The following is a 20478-nucleotide window of genomic DNA, read 5'->3' as shown; positions in this document are numbered from 1 at the left end:
GTTGAAGCGGTGCTTTTCCGCAGGACTCAGCGAAGGAGGCGAACGGTTGGGGAAAACGCAGTTGTTTTTGTTTTCTGATCCACCGCGCCGGTGGTTCTACTTCGACTATGATCCGGGTCCATTTTCCTGCGTTCACCTCCAAGTTTTCATATTCATTTTTATTATAGCGCCGCAAAAAAACGGGGTCAACCCTAAACCACCGATTTACCGGAATTTTGCAAAACAAAACACCCTCTTCCGTGTTGCGGCGCACGAAAAAGGGTGTTTTGTTTGGATATTGCCTTGGTGTGAGGAGGAATCATGTTACTTGGGTAAGCGGTTGCGGCCCCGCTTCCCATGGCAAAAGTATAACAGCTTTCACAATTGAATTCGTTAAGAAGCTATGAAGAAACTGTAAAAAGGGAATGGTATCTTTTGGAAGATTTTGTGATAACATTTTTTGATTGACCTTCGTTTTTTCACATGCTAAAATGGAACTGTAAAAGCGGCTGTTGTGATGCCAGATCACAGCAGCCGCTTCTCTTTTACACAAAAAATACGCCCCGGTCACCTTGCGGTGAACGGGGCGCTAAAACGAAGCTCGTTTTTACTGCGGCAAGATCCCTGCAAAGCAGGTCTTATGCAGCAGGCGGAGCAAGGTATCTGCAAGCAGACCTTATGCTCCTGACACACGCGGGGTGTGCTTTCAAGGACCCTCGCGGGCGCTTTGGTATCTCATATCCCGCTGCGGTGCTTCGCACGGAACAAAGCACCGCCCGGGAAGTGAAATCAGATAGAACTCGTATGGCGAATGCTGTACTTCAGCACATCACCTGCATGGATGGATGCGTTTCTCCGCTTCGTACCGCTGCATTGCGCAGTAACCGCCGGTACGGGGCAGCCGCCCTCTTGCATTGTGGGGCTAAGGTGCCGCAAATATCTGCATCCAAAGCGCAGAAGAATGCTTACTTGTACAGGTCGACCAGACGGGTCAGGTGCTCGTAGCGGTCGTTTGCAACTTCCTGGTTGCGTGCGAACAGCTCCTTAGCACGGTCGGGGAATGCACGAGTCAGGCGGCTGTAACGGGTCTCGTTAGCCAGCAGTGCCTGATACTTCTCGTTATCCACAGCCTTGGAGGTCAGGGTGAACGGATTCTTGCCCTGAGCCTTGTTTGCCGGGTTGAAGGTGAACAGGTTCCAGTAACCGGCCTCAACTGCCTTCTTCATCTCGTTCTGGCAGTTGGTCATGCCGCCCTTGACACCGTGCAGCTCGCAGGGAGCGTAGCCGATGATCAGAGACGGGCCGGGGTAAGCCTCAGCCTCAGCGATGGCCTTGACAGCCTGAGCCGGGTTAGCACCCAGTGCGATCTGAGCAACATAGATGTAACCGTAGGTCATAGCGATCTCGGACAGGCTCTTCTTGCTGATTTCCTTACCAGCAGCAGCGAACTGGCAGACTTCACCAATGTTGGAAGCCTTGGATGCCTGTCCACCGGTGTTGGAGTACATCTCAGTATCGAAGACCATCACGTTGACATCCTCGCCGGAAGCCAGAACGTGGTCCAGACCACCGAAGCCGATGTCGTATGCCCAGCCGTCACCACCGAAGATCCAGACGGACTTCTTGGCGATGAACTGCTTGCTCTTCAGGATCTCTGCAGACTTCTCGCAGCCGGCAGCAGCAGCCTTCTCCAGCTCAGCGATCAGGGCCTTTGCGGGCTCGTCGTTGGCCTTGGTGTTGTTCTTGGTCTCCAGGAACTTCTCAAAGGCAGCCTTCAGCTCAGCAGAAGCCTTGTCGGAACCAGCAACCTCTGCGATCTCCTTGATCAGGTTCTCGCGGACGGTCTTCTGGCCGATGTACAGGCCCAGACCATGCTCTGCGTTATCCTCGAACAGGGAGTTGCACCATGCAGGACCATGGCCGCTGTCCTTGTTGACGGTGTACGGAGAGATGGAAGCGGTGCCGCCCCAGATGGAGGAGCAACCGGTAGCGTTGGAGATGTACATCTTCTCGCCGAACAGCTGAGTGATCAGGCGAGCGTAAGAAGTCTCGGCACAGCCTGCGCAGGAGCCAGAGAACTCCAGCAGCGGCTGGTTGAACTGAGAACCGATAACGGTATCGTCAGCAAACTTGGAAGGCTTCTTGGAGATGTTGGCCACGCAGTAGTCGAACACTGCCTGCTGATCGGCCTGGCTGTCCTGCGGCACCATGGTGATAGCCTTGGTGGGGCAGACGGTGACGCACTCGCCGCAGCCCATGCAGTCCAGAGGAGACACAGCCATAACAAACTTGTACTCGTTTGCGGGCTTGTTGTCGCGGCTCTTGGTCTGTGCAGGAGCAGCTGCCAGCTCGTCGGCGGTCAGCTGGAAGGGACGGATGGTAGCATGAGAGCAGACGAATGCACACTGGTTACAGCCAACGCACTTTGCAGCATCCCACTCGGGGACGTTGACAGCGGTGCCGCGCTTCTCGTATGCAGAAGCGCCCTGCTCCCACTCGCCGTTTGCATTTGCCACGAAGGAAGAGACAGGCAGGCTGTCGCCGTCCATACGGGCAATGGGCTCCATGACATCGCGGATCTGCTTGACCAGCTCCGGACGGCCGGTGAGAGCCTTGGGTGCGGGATCAGCCTCGGGGTTGGACCAGGATGCGGGCACGTCCACCTTGTGGATGGCGTCAACGCCTGCATCGATAGCCTTCCAGTTCATCTCAACGACGTCCTGGCCCTTCTTGCCGTAGCTCTTCTGAGCTGCCTGCTTCATGAAGTTGACGGCATCCTCGATGGGCATGACGTCAGCCAGCTTGAAGAATGCAGACTGCAGGATGGTGTTGGTGCGCTTGCCCATGCCGATCTCGATAGCCTTATCGATAGCATTGATGGTATACAGCTGGATGTTGTTGTCAGCGATATACTTCTTTGCCTCGGCGTTCAGGTGCTGGCCCAGCTCCTCATCGGACCACTGGCAGTTGATCATGAACACGCCGCCGGGCTTGACATCCTGGACCATCTTCATGCCCATGTGGATGTAAGCGGGGTTGTGGCAGGCCACGAAGTCAGCCTGGTTGATGTAGTAGGGGCTGCGGATGGGCTTGTCGCCGAAACGCAGATGGCTGATGGTCACGCCGCCGGTCTTCTTGGAGTCATACTGGAAGTATGCCTGAACATACTTGTCGGTATGGTCGCCGATGATCTTGACGGAGTTCTTGTTAGCACCGACAGTACCGTCGCCGCCCAGACCCCAGAACTTGCACTCCTTGGTGCCAGCAGCTGCGGTGATGGGAGCGGGCTTGACTTCCGGCAGAGACAGGAAGGTGACGTCATCGGTGATACCCAGAGTGAAGCGCTCCTTGGGCTGATCCTTCTCCAGCTCCTTGAACAGAGCAAAGATGGAGGACGGCGGGGTATCCTTGCTGCCCAGACCGTAACGGCCGCCGGTCAGAACGACATCGTTCAGGCCAGCCTCACGCAGGGTAGCGGCAACATCCAGGTACAGGGGCTCGCCCAGAGAGCCGGGCTCCTTGGTGCGGTCCAGCACAGCCACCTTCTTGGCGGTCTTGGGCAGGACCTTCAGCAGGGAAGCGGAGACCCAGGGACGGTACAGGCGGACCTTGACGATACCGACCTTCTCGCCCTTGGCGTTCAGGTAGTCGATGACCTCATCAGCAACGTCGCAGATGGAGCCCATAGCCACGATCACACGGTCAGCATCGGGTGCGCCGTAGTAGTTGAACAGATCGTAGTTGGTGCCCAGCTTTGCGTTGATCTTGGCCATGTACTTCTCAACAACAGCAGGCAGAGCGTTGTAAACGCTGTTGCATGCCTCACGATGCTGGAAGAACACGTCGCCGTTCTCGTGGGAGCCGCGCATCTTGGGGTGTTCGGGGTTCAGAGCCTTCTTACGGAACTCCTCCACAGCCTCCATGTTGCACATTTCCTTCAGATCGGCGTAATCCCACTTCTCGATCTTCTGGTACTCATGAGAAGTACGGAAGCCATCGAAGAAGTTCAGGAAGGGAACCTTGCCCTCGATGGCGCACAGATGTGCGACAGGGGACAGATCCATAACTTCCTGCACGCTGCTCTCGACCAGCATTGCAAAGCCGGTCTGACGGCATGCCATAACGTCGCTGTGATCACCAAAGATGTTCAGGGACTGAGTAGCAACGGTACGTGCAGAAACATCGAACACGCAGGGCAGCTGCTCAGCAGCGATCTTGTACATGTTGGGGATCATCAGCAGCAGGCCCTGAGAAGCGGTGAAGGTGGTGGTAACAGCACCTGCACCCAGAGAGCCGTGCACAGCGCCAGCAGCGCCGGCCTCAGATTCCATCTCGACGACCTTGACCTGATTGCCGAAGATGTTCTTCTGGCCAGCTGCAGACCACTGGTCCACAGAGTCAGCCATCGGAGAAGACGGGGTAATGGGGTAGATGGCAGCCACGTCCGTGTAGGCATACGCTACATGGGCGGCAGCGGTATTGCCATCCATAGTTTGCTTTGCTCTAGGCATTTTTCTTCCTCCATTATTCAGAATTTGGTACCTTTTGCGCGGGGCAATATGCCCCACATGGGACCGGAGAACCCCATAAAGGCACTATTGCTTGTATACTATAATAGCAAATTCCGCCCATAAAGTAAACGCAAACCGCTCAACAAACGCACCAAAAATAAAGAATTTTTTTTAGCGCTTTTGTACGTCTTTAGTTCGTTAAAGTGAGCACTGGCGCGGATTTTCCGGTTTTGGCCTGCCTGCTTTGCCAGATCCTGTAATTTTTTTCGCAAAAAGGGGAGGGAACCCTCTCAGTCACGGCTTGCGCAGCGCCGCGCTTTCTCAGAAAGCGGCGCTGCAAATGCTGCTTTCCGTTACGACCCCTCCCGTGAAAAGGCAATTCTGGAAAATCCGCGTTTGTGTAGCAATGAAAGCCCCAGTGGGGCTTTCAAGCGGCAGAGCGGTCTGCGTTAGCAGATGGAGGGGCTTTGCCCCGACAAGCTCCGCAGATTTTCCAGAATTGCGAAATTATAAATATTCTTTCCGCTGATTATGCGCAAAGCAAACGCGGCGCGCATTTCAAATCGTCCCATCCTCTTATATTTATCATCTCTTTATTGACAACAAACCTCATTTTGCCGTAAACTGAAGCCATAGAAAACCGGCGCTGTGCCGGGCAAAGAGGGTAATAAAATGGAGAAGACCGTGCATTACGAAAAAACACTCACCAGCGAGGTGCTCTTCGAGGGCCGGGTGATCACCCTGACAAAAGACACTGCTCTGCTGGAAAACGGCAAGACCGCCGAACGCGAAGTGGTGCATCACCACGGCGGTGCGTGCATCCTGCCCTATTTTGAGGACGGCACCATCTGCATGGTGCGCCAGTTCCGCTACGCCATGCAGCAGGAGCTGTGGGAGCTGCCTGCCGGCAAGCTGGAAAAGGGTGAGGACCCCTTTGAAGCCGCCAAGCGGGAGCTGGGCGAGGAGTGCGGCCTGACCGCGGACAATTATATCTCTCTGGGCCAGTTTTTCCCCACCGTGGGCTATGACACCGAAGTGATCTATACATGGGTCGCCACCGGCCTGCACAAGACCCAGATGCATCTGGATGCCGATGAATTCCTGACCCCTGACCGTGTGCCGCTGGATAAAGCTTATGAGATGGTCATGAGCGGCGAAATCCGGGACGGCAAGACCATTGCCGGTATCCTGAAGCTCAAGGCCCTGATCGCCGAGGGCAGGCTGTGAACATCCTGTATGAAGATGCCGCCCTTGTGGTGCTGGACAAGCCCGCCGGACTTTCCAGCGAAGAGGGCGTGCCCGCAGCCCTGCGGCAGCTGTGGGGCCAGCCGGATGCCTTTGTAGGGGTGGTGCACCGGTTGGACACGGGTGTGTCCGGCCTGATGGTGTTTGCCAGAACGCCCGGGGCTGCGGCCGCACTCAGCCGTCAGATCACCCAGAGCCAGAACGCCTACGCTGTGCAGGATGGCAGGGCCGAAGGAAAGCCGGAAGTGCCGCAGTTCATCAAGCAGTACCGTGCCGTCATTGCAGGCGGGCCGGACGAAGCACTGCCCGCCGAAGGCACCCTGCGGGACTGGCTGTTCAAGGACAGCCGCCGGGGCCGGGTGTTCCCGGTCAGCCGCCCGCGCAAGGGCGTGCGGGAAGCCGTGCTGGAATACCGCATCGTGAAAACGGCAGGAGAGATGAGCCTTGCTGAGATCACGCTGCACACCGGCCGCACCCATCAGATCCGGGTGCAGTTTGCATCCCGGAAGCATCCGCTGGCCGGAGACGGCAAATACGGAAGCCGCGTAAAAGGCAGCATTGCCCTGCAGAGCTGCGGCCTGCAGTTTTTGCACCCGGAGACCGGAAAGCCCATGGCATTCACGCTGCCGCTGCCGGAGGGTGCGTTCTGGAAACCGTTTGAAGGATAATGCATTTCCATTAGGTGAGAGGTATGGAACAATACAAAACTGATGCTGAGATCTATGCTGTGCTGGAGCGGGAGATCATTGACCTGACCATCCGCCCCGGCTCTTCGCTGAGCGAAAATCCGCTCTGTGCCCGCTTTGGCGCACCGCGCACCCTGATCCGGGTGGTGCTGCAGAAACTGCAGGAAAACGGGCTGGTAAAGATCGTGCCTTACAAGGGCACCACCGTTACCCGGCTGAACCGCCGCATCGTGGACGAGCTGATCTACGAGCGCACCGCCGTGGAAGCCCGCGTATTGCGGGATTTTTCGCCCCGGTGCACCCCGGAGCAGCGGGCGTTGATCCGCAGGCGGGTGGAAGCCTACGAGGCCCTTGCGGCCATGGAGAGCCCGGATTACAACAAGCTGTACGAAGCCGACCGTGCCCTGCACGGGACATGGTTTGCCGCCATGGATAAAATGTACCTGTGGAGCACCCTGCAGAACGCCCACGCCGACTACAGCCGCTTCCGGATGCTGGACACCATGACCACCGGCGGCCTTGCCGAGGTGATCGCAGACCACCGCAACCTGATGAACGCCATCGAGCGGTGCGACCTTTCCGCCTTTGAACCGTTGGTGGAACGGCACCTGTACGGCGGCATCCGGCGGCTTGGCTCCAAGCTGACCGAGGAATATGCCGATTATTTTGAGCCGGAAAAGTAATTGTTCTATGTGGAACATTTTATAAAACGAAAGGGCACAGCGCATTGCAGCGCCGTGCCCTTTTGTTTTATGCTGTCTGAATTTCAGAACACCCCGGAAATAAAAATTTCCAGACCAATGCCAATGAGGATGATGCCGCCCAGAATGGATGCCTTGCCGGAGAGCTTGGTGCCAAACTTTTTGCCGATGCGCAGGCCCGCCATGCAGATAAAGAAGGTGACCACCGCAATGATGAGCGATGCCGCAAGTGCCATCAGCCAGCCGTATTCCGAAATGGTGAAGCCCACCGAAAGCGCATCAATGCTGGTAGCCACGCCCTGCATGAGCAGTGCACCCGCACTCAGCTCTGCGGCCTCTTCGGCCTCTTCGCCCTTGATGCCATCCACAAGCATCTTGCCGCCGATGTAGCCCAGCAGTGCCAGCGCGATCCACGGGATGAACTTTTCAAACGAAGAGAACAGCTCCACAATGGTGTGCACGCACACCCAGCCCGTCATGGGCATCACGGCCTGAAAAAGGGCAAAGGTGCCCGCGATCCTGCACATGGTTCCCCTGCTCATGCGGGGGTCGTGCAGGCCGTTTGCCATGGACACCGAGAACGCATCCATTGCAAGGCCCACGCCCAGCAGGGCACTGTTGAGGAAAAATACAAAACTCCATTCCATATTGTCTGCCTCCTGAATCTGACCAGAATATCGGGCAATACAAAACCCGGTCCCGGGCGCACATGTACGTCCGGGACCGGGTGATTTTTTTGAAACCAACTCCATGTGCACGGGCGCTGTTCTATGCGCCAAAAACACATGAGTCTCGCAAATGAAAGCAAGCCAGACCGGAACCAACGGTCATCATGTTGACTTGCTGCGCCCTGCAAAAGCGCCTGCTACTCCCCCACGGGTATTTGTGATTGTTTTGCCATTGTAGCATATCTTTGCAGGGAAGTCCAGACAAACCTGCGCGGTTACACGGTATTTTTCCATCGGCGGGCAAAATACCAGTCCTGTGAAATAATAAAACACAGGGTGTTGCCCAGTGCCCTCAGGGTAACAGCATGTTCCTGACGCAAGGCCCGGCGGGCGCAGCGCTCGTACTCCCGCGCCTGCTGCATCCGGGCACTCCGGCGCTCTTCGGCGGTCAGGTGCATTCCCACATCGATCAGGGAGTGCAGCAGTGCCCAGTACAGCTCACACAGCGAACCCGTGATGCCATGGCGGCGTACGCACTCAAACACAGTATAGTTTGCTTCCACACGGTCGAGATTGCGCAGGGTGACTTTGCTGTTGACGATGCTGCCCGCCACCTTGCGGTAAAGGTACAGCGCATCCGGGATATTCGCGATTCTGTCCGCTTTTTCGTAGGCGTAGGCGATCAGCAGGGTGTCCTCGTTCAGCTTGCCCTCTGCAAAGCGCAGCTGCGCAAAAATGCTGCGGTGGTACAGCTTGTTCCACACCACCATGTAGGGCAGAAGGGTGCTGTGCTCCAACGCCTGCTCCGGGGTCAGCACCTCCCGCCGCACATGCAGATACTGCTTCCGGATGGGGGTCATGGCTTCGTCCACCTGCCGGTAATTGCACACGGCCATCTGTGCACCGGCCTCCTGCGCCGCATGGTAAAGCTTTGCGCAGAAGTCCGGCGTGATGGTGTCGTCTGAATCCACAAAGGCGATCCATTCGCCCTCTGCCGCGTCCAGCCCGGCATTGCGTGCCCCGCTCAGACCACGATTCTTCTGGTGGATGACCCGGATGCGGCTGTCCTTTGCCGCTGCGGCATCGCACAAAGCAGGGCAGCTGTCCGGAGAGCCATCGTCCACCAGGATCAGCTCAAAATCCGTGAAGGTCTGGGCAAGGATGGAAGAGATGCAGGCGCTCAGAAAACGCTCTGTCTTATATACCGGCACGATGATGCTGATCTCCGGCTGTTTTTTATGTTGTTCCTGCACAATAAACTCCTCATTGCTTCAGGTCGTTTTCTGCCGTCTTTCCGCCCTTTTGCGGCATAGATCCAGATAACTGCAGGCCGATGCAGCGCAGACCACTGCCGCCCACAAATTTTTTAGTGTTACGCCGCGGGCTTGCATCAGCCGATGGCGGGCTGTACGCTCATACGCAAAGGCTTCCTTCATCCGGGGGCTTTTGCGCTCTTCCGGTGTCAGGTGCAGCCAGATGTCCCACACGGCAGTCAAAATCGGGCGATAGGCTGCACACAAAGCATCCCGGATGCCGTTTTGGTACAGCACATCAAACAGGCGGTACCATGCTTCCACCCAGTCCAGTGTTTTCAAGGTAGTCTTTCGGTGCATGGCACTGCCGGTAACGATGCGGTAATTGTATAAAAAATCCCATACACCGCAGGCAGAAGCTGCTCTTGCGTAAATGACCGGCATGAGACAGGTATCTTCAAATGCCTTGTTTTCTGGATAGCGCAGATTTTCCAGCAGTTTTCGGCGATAAAGCTTATTCCACGGAACCTGAAAATCCGACACCACCATCCGGCGCAGAACTTCCTCCTGCGGCAAAAACTCGTTCAAAAGGCGATGTTCTCCGCCTGCAAGCGTTTTGCCCGTTTCATCAATGCACTGACTGCTGCAGATTGCAAAATCTGCACCCGTTTCCAGCACTGCCTTATGCATTTTTTCCAGATACTCCGGTTCCACCGTATCATCCGAATCCACAAACGCGATCCAATTTCCCTGTGCTGCATCCAGACCCGCATTGCGGGCTGTGCTTACACCGCCGTTTTGCTTGTGGATCACCCGCACGCGGCTGTTCCTTTTTGCTGCTGCATCGCACAGGGCAGGGCAGTTGTCTGGTGAGCCATCGTCCACAAGGATCAGTTCAAAATCCGTAAAGGTCTGAGCGAGGATGGAATCAATGCACTCATTCAGATATTTTTCCACCTGATACACTGGCACGATGATGCTGATTTCCGGTCTTCCACTTTCTGTTCTTTCACTCACAGTATTTTCCTTCCGCTGTCATGCCCCATATTTATACGCAAAGAACCATTTTGGATTCAGGATGCACAAAGCAGTTTCCAGTTGATTACGCAGCGTGAAACCGCCTGCGCGGCTCAACTCGTCCTTTGCTTTTGCCACACAGGCGGCAGCCTGCTGCACCTGTTCGCTTTTGCGTTCTTCCTGTGACAGTTTTCTCTTGAGTTTACGGAAGATGCGCTTTGTAACTGTATACTGCAGGCAGGCTTCATCATATTTTCGGTATTTCATTGTATACTGAAACAGCGCATAGTTTGCATGGACTTCTTCCAGATTTTTCAGGGTTACAGCCGCGTGCATAATGCTTCCCGAACGCAGCCGATATTGATAAAGAGGCTCCGCCACACAAGCTGCTTTATTTACCCGTTCCAAAATTTCCGGTGCAGTGAATGCATCTTCATAATTTTTTCCTTCTGGAAAACGAATTTTCTCAAATACTTCGCGGCGGCACAGTCGTGTCATTACCATATAGAACGGTGACAGCTGGATACGGTGAACGATTTCTTCTCTTGAGAGAACTTCGTCTTTTAAACAATGTTCCTGATAACTGTCCAGTTCTTTATTTTCTTTCATGCGCAGAATATTGCACACAGCCATTTCCGCCCCAGCCTGCACTGCAGCATGAAGCATTTTTTCACAGAAGGTAGGGTCGATCATATCATCTGAATCCACAAAGCCAAGCCAATTTCCCCGTGCAACATTAATTCCGGCATTTCTTGCCCCGCTCAGCCCCTTATTCTGCTGGTGGATCACCCGCACGCGGCTGTCTTTTTCTGCCGCAGCATCGCACAGGGCAGGGCAGTTATCCGGGGAGCCATCGTCCACCAGGATCAGCTCAAAATCCGTAAAGGTCTGTGCCAGAATGGAATCAATGCATTCGTTCAGGTATTTTTCCACCTTATACACCGGCACGATGATGCTGATCTCCGGGGATTTTTTTTGCTCTGTCATGTTCCTTAAACCACTTTCTGTGTTTATTTTTATTCCTCACACGCTATTTCTATTATACATGGTTTGGATGGATTTGAAAAGAAGCCGCCGTGCAGAAATCTCTGCGCGGCGGCTTCTTTCAAATCTTATTGTGTTTTCAAGGTTTACTCTTCGCCCTTATCGTCGGCTTCCGGGGCTTCTGCAGCGGCAGCAGCATCCGCAGCTTCCATGGCGGCAAGCTGCTCTGCGGTGGGCTCTGCATCAGCATCGGAGGTGTCGATCTGCTCGGTCTGGGCCTCGTCGTCGTGGTCGGTGCGGGCAAGTACCATCACCTTGTCGTTCTCACCCAAGCGCATCACCCGCACGCCGGAACCGTAGCGGCTCTGCAGCGGGATCTCGTTTGCGTGCAGGCGGATGATGATGCCCTCCTGACTGCTCAGCAGTACATCATCCACATCGTCCACGATCTTGACCGCAGCCACCTTATCCTTGGCGGCATCGTAGTTGCGGATGCCCTTGCCGCCGCGGGCGGTGATGCGGTAGGTGTCGATGTCCGACCGACGGCCCTTGCCGTTCTCGGTGACGGTGAGCACCGTGCCGCCCTCGCGGCAGATGCACACGCCCACAACTTCATCGCCCTCGGCCAGACGGATTGCGCGCACGCCGTGGCCGCTGCGACCCATGGGACGTGCATCGGCTTCGTTGAAGCGGATGGCCTGACCGTTGCGGGTGGCAACAATGAGCATATCGTGGCCGGTGGTCAGGCGGGTCCATGCCAGAGCATCGCCCTCGTTCAGGGCAATGCCGATCAGGCCGGACTTGCGGATGTTGGCATACTGTTCCAGCGGGGTGCGCTTGATGAGGCCCTGCTTCGTGACCATGGTCACAAAGCCGCCCTCGGTGTCGGCTTCCTTCGACTGGCAGATCATGTTGGTGACCTTTTCGCCCTCGGCCAGCTGCAGCAGGTTGACGATGTTGCTGCCCTTGCTGGTGCGGCTGCCCTCGGCAATGGTGTAGCCCTTGATGCGGAACAGACGGCCCCGGTCGGTAACAAAGAGCACATAGTCGTGGGTGGAGCCGACGAACATCTCCTGCACGATGTCCTCTTCCTTGCGGGTCATGCCGGAGATGCCGCGTCCGCCGCGGCGCTGTGCCTGATAGGTGGCCTTGAGCTGACGCTTGATATAACCGGCCTCGGTCAGGGTGTAGACACACTGCTCCTCGGCGATCAGATCCTCGATATCCACCTCACCGGTCACGGACTGGATCTCAGTGCGGCGCTCGTCGCCGAAGCGCTTTTTCATTTCCAGCAGCTCTTCCTTGACGATGGCAAGCACACGGGCGTCGTCGGCCAGAATGGCTTCCCAGTTCTCGATCTTGGCCTGCAGGCTGGCAAGCTCTTCCTCGATCTTCAGGATCTCAAGGCCTGCCAGACGGCCCAGCTGCAGCTTGACGATGGCATCTGCCTGCGGGTCGTCAAAGCCGAACTGCTCCATGATGGCAGCCTTGGCCTCTGCCATGCCGCCCTTGCAGGCGCGGATGGTGGCGATCAGCTCGTCCACGATGTCGGTGGCCTTCTTCAGGCCTTCCAGAATGTGGGCGCGCTCCTTGGCCTTTTTCAGGTCGTACTGGGTGCGGCGGCGCACCACCTCGTCCTGAAATTCCACGTATTTCTGAAGCATCTGCTTCAGGGTGAGGACTTTCGGCACCTTGTGGTCGATGGCCAGCATGATAACGCCCACGGTATCCTGCAGCTGGGTGTACTGGTACAGCTGGTTCAGGATGACCTGTGCATTGGCATCCTTGCGGATGTCCACCACGATGCGCATGCCCTTGCGGTTGGTCTCATCGTTCAGGCCGGTGATGCCCTCAATGCGTTTCTCCTTGACAAGGTCGGCCATGTTCTCGATGAGGCGGGCCTTGTTGACCATATACGGGATCTCGGTAATGATGATCTGGGTGCGGCCGTTCTTGGTCTCCTCGATGGTGGCGCGGCCCCGCAGGGTGATCTTGCCCCGGCCGGTGGCGTAGGCGGCGCGGATGCCGCTGCGGCCCATGATGATGCCGGCAGTGGGGAAATCCGGGCCCTTGATGTATTCCATCAGGCCGGGCAGGTCGATGTCCGGATCGTCGATATAGGCGATGCAGCCGTCAATGACCTCGCTCAGGTTGTGGGGCGGGATGTTGGTGGCCATGCCGACTGCAATGCCCTGACTGCCGTTGACCAGCAGGTTGGGGAAGCGGCAGGGCAGCACGCTGGGTTCCTTCTTGGTCTCGTCAAAGTTGGGGTCCCAGTCGATGGTGTCCTTCTCGATATCGGTCAGCATCTCCACCGCCATGCGGCTCATGCGGGCCTCGGTGTAACGGTAGGCAGCCGGGGGGTCGCCATCCACAGAACCAAAGTTACCCTGACCATCCACCAGCGGATAGCGCAGAGAGAAGTCCTGTGCCAGACGGACCATGGCATCGTAGACCGATGCGTCGCCGTGGGGATGGTAGGAGCCCAGCACCGCACCAACGGTGTCGGCGGATTTGCGGTAGGGATGGCTGGGGTCGTTGCCGCGCTCGTGCATGGTGTACAGAATGCGGCGGTGAACAGGCTTCAAACCGTCGCGCACATCGGGCAGGGCGCGGGACACGATGACCGACATGGAGTAGTCCAGGAATGCGGTCTCGATCTCCTTTTTCACATCGCGGATGATCTTTTTGGTTCCGCTGCCCGGTATCATCACATAATCTTCTTCCATTGTTTCCTCCAATTACACGTCCAGCTTTGCGTACTGGGCGTTGGTCTCGATAAAGCGGCGGCGCGGCTCCACCTGATCGCCCATCAGGATGGTAAAGGCTTCGTCGGCCTTTTCTGCATCGTCAATGGTGATCTGCACGATCACGCGGTTATCGGGGTTCATGGTGGTCTCCCACAGCTGTTCGGGGTTCATCTCACCAAGGCCCTTATAGCGGTTCACCTTTGCGCCGGGCATTTCCTGCGAAAGCACGGCCATTTCGGCATCGTTGTAGGCGTACTTGATGGTGTTGCCCTTCTGCACCTTGAACAGAGGCGGCTGGGCCACATACACATGGCCCTGCTCAATGAGCGGGCGCATATAGCGGAAGAAGAAGGTGAGCATCAGGGTGCAGATGTGGGAGCCATCCACATCGGCATCGGCCATGATGAACACTTTATCGTAGCGCAGCTTGGAGATATCGAACTCGTCACCAATGCCACAGCCCAATGCCAGCACAACGGGCATCAGCTTGTCGTTGCCGTAAATTTTATCGGCGCGGGCCTTTTCCACGTTCAGCATCTTGCCCCACAGCGGCAGGATGGCCTGAATGGCAGAGTCGCGGCCCATCTTGGCGGAACCGCCTGCAGAATCGCCCTCGACGATGAAGATTTCGGTGCGGCTGGGGTCTTTTTCGCGGCAGTCTGCCAGCTTGCCGGGCATCCGGCTGGTCTCCAATGCGCTCTTGCGGCGCACCAGTTCGCGGGCCTTTTTGGCAGCGGCGCGGGCGCGGGCGGCCTGAGTGGCCTTTTCAAAGATGGCCTTTGCCACGCCGGGGTTCTCCTCAAAGAATTCCATCAGCTTGGAGTAGACCATATTGGAAACAAGGGTGCGGATCTCGGTATTGCCCAGCTTTGCCTTGGTCTGGCCCTCAAACTCCGCCTCCTGCAGCTTGACCGAGATCACGCAGATCAGGCCCTCGCGCACGTCCGCACCGGACAGGTTCTCGTCCTTATCCTTCAGCAGGCCGTGGCTGCGGCCATAATCGTTGAACACACGGGTCAGGCTGTTCTTGAAGCCCTCCTCGTGGGTGCCGCCGTCCGGGGTGTTGACGTTGTTGGCAAAGCTCAGCAGCAGCTCATTGTAGCTGGAATTGTACTGCAGTGCGATCTCCGCCATGCCCCGGTCGGTCTGGCCCTTGAGGTAGATCACATTGGGGTGCAGCACATCCAGCTTGCGCTTCTCACCCAGATAGGTGACGAAGCTCTTGATGCCGCCCTCGTAGCACATGACCTCGGTGCGGTAGCAGGGTTCCCCCTCCTTGCCGTCCTCCAGTACGGGAGTGTACATCTCACGCTCGTCGGTCAGGGTGATCTTGACACCGGCGTTCAGGAAGCTTTCTTCCCGCAGGCGCTTTTCCAGCGTGTCGAAGTCGTACACGGTGGTATCCCGGAACATCTCCGGGTCCGGCTTGAAGGTGACCCGGGTGCCGGTAACGCCGTCGGCTACGGTGCCGATGCACTTGAGCGGGCCGTCCGGGTCGCCGCGGCGGAAGGTCTGCTCGTACTCGTGGCCGTCGCGGCGCACGTTGACGGTGAGCCACTCGGAGCAGGCGTTGACCACCGAAGCGCCCACGCCGTGCAGACCGCCGGCCACCTTGTAGCCGGAGTTCTCGCCGCCGAACTTGCCGCCGGCGTGCAGGATGGTGTAGACGACGGTGACGGCGGGCAGGCCGGTGTCGGCTTGAATGTCCACAGGGATGCCGCGGCCGTTATCCGTGACCTGAATGATGTTGTCTTTCAGGATCTTGACCTCGATGTGGTCGCAGTAGCCGGCCAGCGCTTCATCGATGGCGTTGTCCACGATCTCGTAGACCAGATGATGCAGGCCGCGCTCGCCGGTGGAGCCGATATACATGCCCGGGCGCTTGCGCACCGCCTCCAGACCCTTCAGGACCTGGATCTCGCTGGCATTATACTCATGGTCGGTAGCGGTTTCGGCATTTGTGCTGGTAATGATTTCTTCTGCCATTTCCTTTCTCCCTTTTGTTCAATGTTTGCATTTTTGTTCGATCTATCGTAAAAGCAGAGCATATTCTCCGCCTGTTGGCTGGTTTACTCGATCATTTTTTCGGCTCTGCGCCGCATGGCAGCAGGCGACAGCTCCGAAAGATACACCGTGTCCACCACGGCCCCGTCTGCCAGAACATAGCTCTGGGGCAGCTCGTCCGAAAGGCTCACCACCGCGCCGTTCTTCTGGGCGTAGTTCAGAAACTCCCGGCCCCGGGGGGTGATGGTGGTGGTTTCCAGATTGAAGATGCCGATGATGTCCCGGTCATTCAGCACGTAGTCACGGCCCAGATGAATATACATACAGTATTTTCCTCATTCTGGCAGTTCATGCATAAAATGCCGTTTATTCACCGGCAGCTGCATGTACTTTTGCATCATTTCTTCATGCTTTGCTCAGCACACCGCCGTTCATGCGGTACACCTCGCCGTCCGTTTTCAGGAACGCGGTATCATCGCAGCTGGTCACAAAGGTCTGCTTTTCCTTCATGCGGGTGAGCAGATACTGCTTGCGGCCCTCGTCCAGCTCGCTGAGCACATCGTCCAGCAGGAGCACCGGGTGCTCTCCGGTGATCCGGGCAGCGGCAGCCGCTTCGGCCATTTTCAGGCTCAGCACCACGCTGCGCTGCTGTCCCTGACTTGCGAACACCTTTGCGGGCTGGTCGTCCAGCAGCAGCTCAACGTCCTCGCGGTGGATGCCGCACAGGCTCTGCCCGGCGCGCAGCTCTTCGTTCTGGCGCTGCTTCAAAAGTGCGGAAAGCCCGCCCGGCTCAAACTGGGCGGCATAGCGCACCGCCATGCGCTCTGCCCCGTGGGAAAGCTCGGCATAGTTGGCGCAGGCCAGCGGTGTGAGCAGGGCCAGATATTCCCGCCGCCGCTTCTGGATGGCCTCGCCCTGCGCTGCAAGCTCCACGTTCAGCACTTCCAGCAGGGCGCATTTTTCTGCCCACGGGCGCTCCGTGCCGCCTGCGGAATGACGCAGAAGCGCGTTTTTCTGCTGCAATGCCCGCACATAGCGACGGTAGGTGGCAAGGTAGCCGGGGTACAGCTGGCACAGCGCCGCATCCAGAAACCGCCGCCGTCCTTCCGGTGCACCTTTTACAAGGCTCAGGTGCCCGGGGTCGAACACCACAGCCGGAAAGCTGCCCGCAAGGCCCGCCGCCCGCTTGGGCGGAGAGCCGTTGACCGATGCATACCGGCCGGGGCGCTGTGCATCCGGCGTGCCCACCGTAATGCGCACATTTGCCGGTTCGTCCGGTTCCTGATCCTCCTGCCGGGTGCGCTGGGTGACGGCCTCCAGTACCGCGAATGTTTCTCCGCGGCGCACAAGTTCGGCGTCCTTGCCGCCCCGGAAGCTTTTGCCGCCGGTCAGCAGCCAGATGGCCTCCAGCAGGTTCGTTTTGCCCTGACCGTTGTTGCCGCAGATCACGGTCAGCTCCCGGCCAGGTTCCAGCTGCGCTGCCGCAATATTGCGGTAATTCGCAACTTCCAGTGAAAGCAGACGCATTACTGGCCCTGACCCACTTCCACGGTCTGGCCGTCCAGCTCGATCACATCACCGGCACGGCACTTCTTGCCGCGCATGGTGCACACCTCGCCGTTCACCTTCACGGCACCGCCCTGCACCAGCTCCTTGGCTTCGCCGCCGGTCTCACACAGGCCTGCATATTTCAGCAGGGCATCCAGCTTGATAAATTCCGTATGGATGAGAATTTTCTGCATAATTTCGCCCTCTTAATCGTTCTTGAAGCGCACCGGCAGCACCAGATACAAAAAGTCGTTGCCCTCGGCAGGCAGCACCTTGACCGGGCTCAGAGGGCCGCTGATCTCCATGCGGACCTTCTCGGTGCGGGCGTTGCGCAGCGCATCCAGCAGATAGCGGTTGTTGAAGCCGATCTCCACTTCGTCGCCCTCGCAGTCGGCGTTGAACTCGTCCACCACGCGGCCAAGGTTGGTCTGGCAGCGCACCACGACTCTACCCTCTGTAAAGGAGATGCGGAGAGGATTTTTTAAACGCTCTGTAATAATCAGCGAAGCACGCTCGATGGTCTCGATGAATTCCTTGGTGTCGATGGTCACGCGGGTGCGGCTGTCGGCGGGGATCACATTGCGGTAGTTGAGGAACTCGCCCTCGATCAGACGGCTCATGATGGTGTAGCCGCCGGCCATAAAGACCACATAGCGGCGGTTGGCGCTGATGTGCACCGGCTCTTCGTCGTCGTTGGGCAGCAGGTGGGCGACCTCGGTCATGGTCTTGCTGGGCACGATGATGCGGATATCCTTTACCGCCGTCACCGGGCGTTCCACGATGGCCAGACGGTAGCCGTCCAGTGCCACCACAGTCAGTTTGTCGGGCAGGATCTCGAACAGCTCACCGGTGTGGGCGGGTTTTTTCTCGTCCTGACTGACAGCATATAACGTACGATCGATCATATCTTTCAGTACGCCGGTCTTGATGGTCAGGGTCTCTTCCGCTCCGGTATTGGGCAGCTCCGGGAAATCGTTGGCCGGCATGGACTGGATCTCGAACTGGACTACGCCGCTCTGGATGGTGGTCTTGCCGTTCTCGGCAGAGAGGATGCTGACCTGACCGGCGGGCATCCGGCTGATCATACTGCTGAGCAGCTTTGCATTCAGCACCACCTCGCCGGCTTCCTTGACATTGGCTTCGATGGTGGTCACAATGCCCATTTCCAGATCGTAGCCGGTGAGGTTGAGCTGGAAGCCTTCGGCTTTCAGCAGGATACCTTCCAGCACAGGGATGGCAGAACGCATGGTGACGGCTTTGGACACACCATCGATGGCTGCGCTCAGCAGAACTTTATCACATACGATGTTCAAACTGAATTCTCTCCTTTGTTTTTCGTTTCTGATGTTGCTTTGTGTTTGAAAACAGTTTCAGAACCGGTCTATCTTATTGAACTTGTTGTAGTAACCGTAGTAGGGGGTGGGGAACTTGTGGAAAACCCCGAAAAGCCTTGTCGGAATGCGGGGGTTTTGGTTTCCACGGGGTTGTGAATGTGTTGTGAATGGATCGTGGAAAGGTTGGGATAGGTCTTTCTTTCCACAGACCATGTGGAGAACGGAGGTTGAATGTTGAAAACTCTGTGGAAAGTGTGGAAAGGTTTGCGTTTTTACCACAAGATATAGGTTCTTTTTCCCCGTTTTGTTCCGTTTTCTCCCCATATTTTGGGGTTTCACCCATAAATGAGTACGACTTTTGCACGATTTCTGCGGTCAGGCCTTCACGTTCTTGATGATGTCGCTCACGGTCTCGCGCAGGTGCTGGTCGTTTTTCATGTCACGTTCCATGGTCTTGAGGGAGTAGACGATGGTGGAGTGGTCACGGCCGGAGAATTCACGGCCGATCTCTTCCATGCTCATGCCGGTGACCTCGCGCAGGATGTAGATGGCCACACGGCGGGCAGAGGCAACGTTGGCGTTGCGCTTGGTGCCGCGGATGTCGGCAGGGGAGACGTTGAAGGTGCGGGACACCTCGCCGATGATCTTCTCGATGGTCACGGGCACCGGCTGGGTCTCGTTGAGGATGTCCTTGATGGCATTCTGGGCCACACTGATGACCGGCTGGATGCCCTCCAGCATGTAGTAGGCGTTCAGTTTTTTTACAGCGCCTTCCAGCTGGCGGATGTTGTTCTTCAGGTGGTTGGCAATGAACTCGGCCACATCCTCGGGCAGGTCCAGATGCAAAAGCTCTGCCTTGCGCTTGACGATGGCCACGCGGGTCTCAAAATCCGGCGGCTGCACATCGGCGGTCAGGCCCCACTCAAAGCGGGTGCGCAGACGCTCTTCCAGACTTTTGATCTCCTTGGCCGGGCGGTCGGAGGCAATGACGATCTGCTTGTGGGCATCGTGCAGGGAGTTGAAGGTGTGGAAGAACTCCTCCTGCGTGGACTCCTTGCCGGCGATGAACTGGATATCGTCCACCAGCAGCAGGTCTGCCACGCGGTACTTCATGCGGAAGTCCTCGGTGCTGCCGGCGCGGATGGCGGCGATCAGCTCATTGGTGAACTGCTCGCAGGTAACGTACATGATGACGAAATCGGGGTGGGTGCGCTTGATCTCGGTCTGGATGGCCGTGAGCAGATGGGTCTTGCCAAGGCCGGAGCCGCCGTAGATGAACAGCGGGTTGTATGCGCCGGAGGGATTGGCCGCAACCGCCTGTGCAGCAGCAAACGCAAACTGGTTGGAAGGGCCTTTGATGAAGTTTTCAAATGTGAACTCGTAGTTGCCCTGCGGGGAGGCGGGGTTCGCCTCGTACTGCTGGGCCAGCACCACCTCGTGCGGCGGCGTGCTGGGCACCACCAGCGTGATGTCCACGTCGAAGCCCAGCACGGTCTTGAAGGCTTCCTTGAGCAGGCCAAGGTAGCGGTCCGTCACGATCTTGCAGATGAAGTCGTTGCGCACCGAAAGGGTGATGTGGCTGGAATCCTCAAAGCTGATCGGCTCCAGTCCGTCGATATAGAGATTATAGGTCGGCTCGGCCATCTGCGTTTTGCAGTACGCCTGGGCGGCCTCTAAAACGTCCTTAAAAGAATCCATAAAACATCCACTCCGTTAAAGTTTTCAACAATGCTGCTGATACTAGGTTAGTATACCACAAAAAACGCTGTGCGTCCATATTTCTATAATGTAATTTATA

The 20478-nt window shown here is 57.1% G+C and carries 15 protein-coding genes; 3 read left to right on the top strand and 12 right to left on the bottom strand.

What is annotated here, in order from left to right:
- Window positions 1-944: 944 nt before the first annotated feature.
- The gene (gene nifJ / locus ACGHP1_RS00075) at window positions 945-4490 is read right to left on the bottom strand and encodes a pyruvate:ferredoxin (flavodoxin) oxidoreductase (RefSeq protein WP_005939143.1); all 3546 of its coding nucleotides are present in this window, start codon (window positions 4488-4490) and stop codon (window positions 945-947) included.
- 672 nt (window positions 4491-5162) lie between these two features.
- Here nifJ and ACGHP1_RS00070 point away from each other — a divergent pair.
- Genes ACGHP1_RS00070 through ACGHP1_RS00060 form a run of 3 tightly spaced genes read left to right on the top strand, consistent with a single transcriptional unit; the run spans window position 5163 to window position 7104 of the window.
- Complete coding sequence (locus ACGHP1_RS00070; protein ID WP_005940449.1) at window positions 5163-5717, top strand: NUDIX domain-containing protein; 555 nt, start codon at window positions 5163-5165, stop codon at window positions 5715-5717.
- Window positions 5714-6403, top strand: a complete 690-nt coding sequence (locus ACGHP1_RS00065; RefSeq protein WP_349935627.1) for an RluA family pseudouridine synthase — start codon at window positions 5714-5716, stop codon at window positions 6401-6403. The genes ACGHP1_RS00070 and ACGHP1_RS00065 overlap by 4 nt, the downstream gene beginning before the upstream one ends.
- A gap of 23 nt (window positions 6404-6426) precedes the next feature.
- A complete protein-coding gene (locus tag ACGHP1_RS00060) occupies window positions 6427-7104 on the top strand; it encodes a GntR family transcriptional regulator (RefSeq protein WP_097774107.1) in 678 nt (225 codons plus the stop codon).
- 83 nt (window positions 7105-7187) lie between these two features.
- Here ACGHP1_RS00060 and ACGHP1_RS00055 read toward each other — a convergent pair whose 3' ends face one another.
- The 11 genes from ACGHP1_RS00055 to dnaA form a co-directional block, all read right to left on the bottom strand.
- A complete protein-coding gene (locus tag ACGHP1_RS00055; RefSeq protein ID WP_097781063.1) occupies window positions 7188-7769 on the bottom strand; it encodes a manganese efflux pump in 582 nt (193 codons plus the stop codon).
- A 296-nt stretch (window positions 7770-8065) separates the two neighbouring features.
- Window positions 8066-9043: a glycosyltransferase family 2 protein gene (locus ACGHP1_RS00050; protein ID WP_390507067.1), complete on the bottom strand. Its 978-nt coding sequence runs from the start codon at window positions 9041-9043 to the stop codon at window positions 8066-8068.
- A gap of 18 nt (window positions 9044-9061) precedes the next feature.
- Window positions 9062-10060, bottom strand: coding sequence for a glycosyltransferase family 2 protein (locus tag ACGHP1_RS00045; RefSeq protein ID WP_390507065.1), 999 nt, complete (start codon window positions 10058-10060; stop codon window positions 9062-9064).
- An 18-nt stretch (window positions 10061-10078) separates the two neighbouring features.
- Window positions 10079-11008 (bottom strand): glycosyltransferase family 2 protein, encoded by a 930-nt coding sequence (locus tag ACGHP1_RS00040; RefSeq protein ID WP_390556594.1) that lies wholly within the window; start codon window positions 11006-11008, stop codon window positions 10079-10081.
- A 182-nt stretch (window positions 11009-11190) separates the two neighbouring features.
- Window positions 11191-13773, bottom strand: a complete 2583-nt coding sequence (gene gyrA, locus ACGHP1_RS00035; RefSeq protein ID WP_390507061.1) for a DNA gyrase subunit A — start codon at window positions 13771-13773, stop codon at window positions 11191-11193.
- A 12-nt stretch (window positions 13774-13785) separates the two neighbouring features.
- Entirely contained in the window at window positions 13786-15780 is a 1995-nt protein-coding gene (gene gyrB, locus ACGHP1_RS00030) for a DNA topoisomerase (ATP-hydrolyzing) subunit B (RefSeq protein WP_097774101.1), read from the bottom strand.
- 83 nt (window positions 15781-15863) lie between these two features.
- Window positions 15864-16121 carry an extracellular matrix regulator RemB gene (remB, locus tag ACGHP1_RS00025; protein ID WP_005937016.1) on the bottom strand — a complete coding sequence of 86 codons (258 nt, stop codon included), beginning with the start codon at window positions 16119-16121 and terminating at the stop codon, window positions 15864-15866.
- 82 nt (window positions 16122-16203) lie between these two features.
- A complete protein-coding gene (gene recF, locus ACGHP1_RS00020; RefSeq protein WP_005937019.1) occupies window positions 16204-17325 on the bottom strand; it encodes a DNA replication/repair protein RecF in 1122 nt (373 codons plus the stop codon).
- Window positions 17325-17540: an RNA-binding S4 domain-containing protein gene (locus ACGHP1_RS00015; protein WP_005937022.1), complete on the bottom strand. Its 216-nt coding sequence runs from the start codon at window positions 17538-17540 to the stop codon at window positions 17325-17327. Before ACGHP1_RS00015 ends, recF begins: the two co-directional genes overlap by 1 nt.
- Window positions 17541-17552: 12 nt before the next feature.
- On the bottom strand, window positions 17553-18659 hold the full coding sequence (gene dnaN / locus ACGHP1_RS00010; RefSeq protein WP_097776786.1) for a DNA polymerase III subunit beta: 1107 nt from the start codon (window positions 18657-18659) through the stop codon (window positions 17553-17555).
- Window positions 18660-19055: 396 nt separating this feature from the next.
- Window positions 19056-20378: a chromosomal replication initiator protein DnaA gene (gene dnaA / locus ACGHP1_RS00005; RefSeq protein WP_005937115.1), complete on the bottom strand. Its 1323-nt coding sequence runs from the start codon at window positions 20376-20378 to the stop codon at window positions 19056-19058.
- Window positions 20379-20478 lie beyond the last annotated feature (100 nt).

This window comes from Faecalibacterium sp. i21-0019-B1, from assembly GCF_042852915.1.
In the GTDB taxonomy this organism is placed as follows: domain Bacteria; phylum Bacillota; class Clostridia; order Oscillospirales; family Ruminococcaceae; genus Faecalibacterium; species Faecalibacterium taiwanense.
The sequence above is the reverse complement of the archived record's forward strand: the minus strand, read 5'-3'. Positions and strand labels throughout refer to the sequence as shown.

Coding starts and splice junctions, on each gene's coding strand:
- nifJ (WP_005939143.1), bottom strand. CDS start 4,490: ATGCCTAGAGCAAAGCAAACTATGGATGGCAATACCGCTGCCGCCCAT.
- ACGHP1_RS00070 (WP_005940449.1), top strand. CDS start 5,163: ATGGAGAAGACCGTGCATTACGAAAAAACACTCACCAGCGAGGTGCTC.
- recF (WP_005937019.1), bottom strand. CDS start 17,325: ATGCGTCTGCTTTCACTGGAAGTTGCGAATTACCGCAATATTGCGGCA.
- ACGHP1_RS00015 (WP_005937022.1), bottom strand. CDS start 17,540: ATGCAGAAAATTCTCATCCATACGGAATTTATCAAGCTGGATGCCCTG.
- dnaA (WP_005937115.1), bottom strand. CDS start 20,378: ATGGATTCTTTTAAGGACGTTTTAGAGGCCGCCCAGGCGTACTGCAAA.
- gyrA (WP_390507061.1), bottom strand. CDS start 13,773: ATGGAAGAAGATTATGTGATGATACCGGGCAGCGGAACCAAAAAGATC.
- ACGHP1_RS00060 (WP_097774107.1), top strand. CDS start 6,427: ATGGAACAATACAAAACTGATGCTGAGATCTATGCTGTGCTGGAGCGG.
- ACGHP1_RS00055 (WP_097781063.1), bottom strand. CDS start 7,769: ATGGAATGGAGTTTTGTATTTTTCCTCAACAGTGCCCTGCTGGGCGTG.
- remB (WP_005937016.1), bottom strand. CDS start 16,121: ATGTATATTCATCTGGGCCGTGACTACGTGCTGAATGACCGGGACATC.
- gyrB (WP_097774101.1), bottom strand. CDS start 15,780: ATGGCAGAAGAAATCATTACCAGCACAAATGCCGAAACCGCTACCGAC.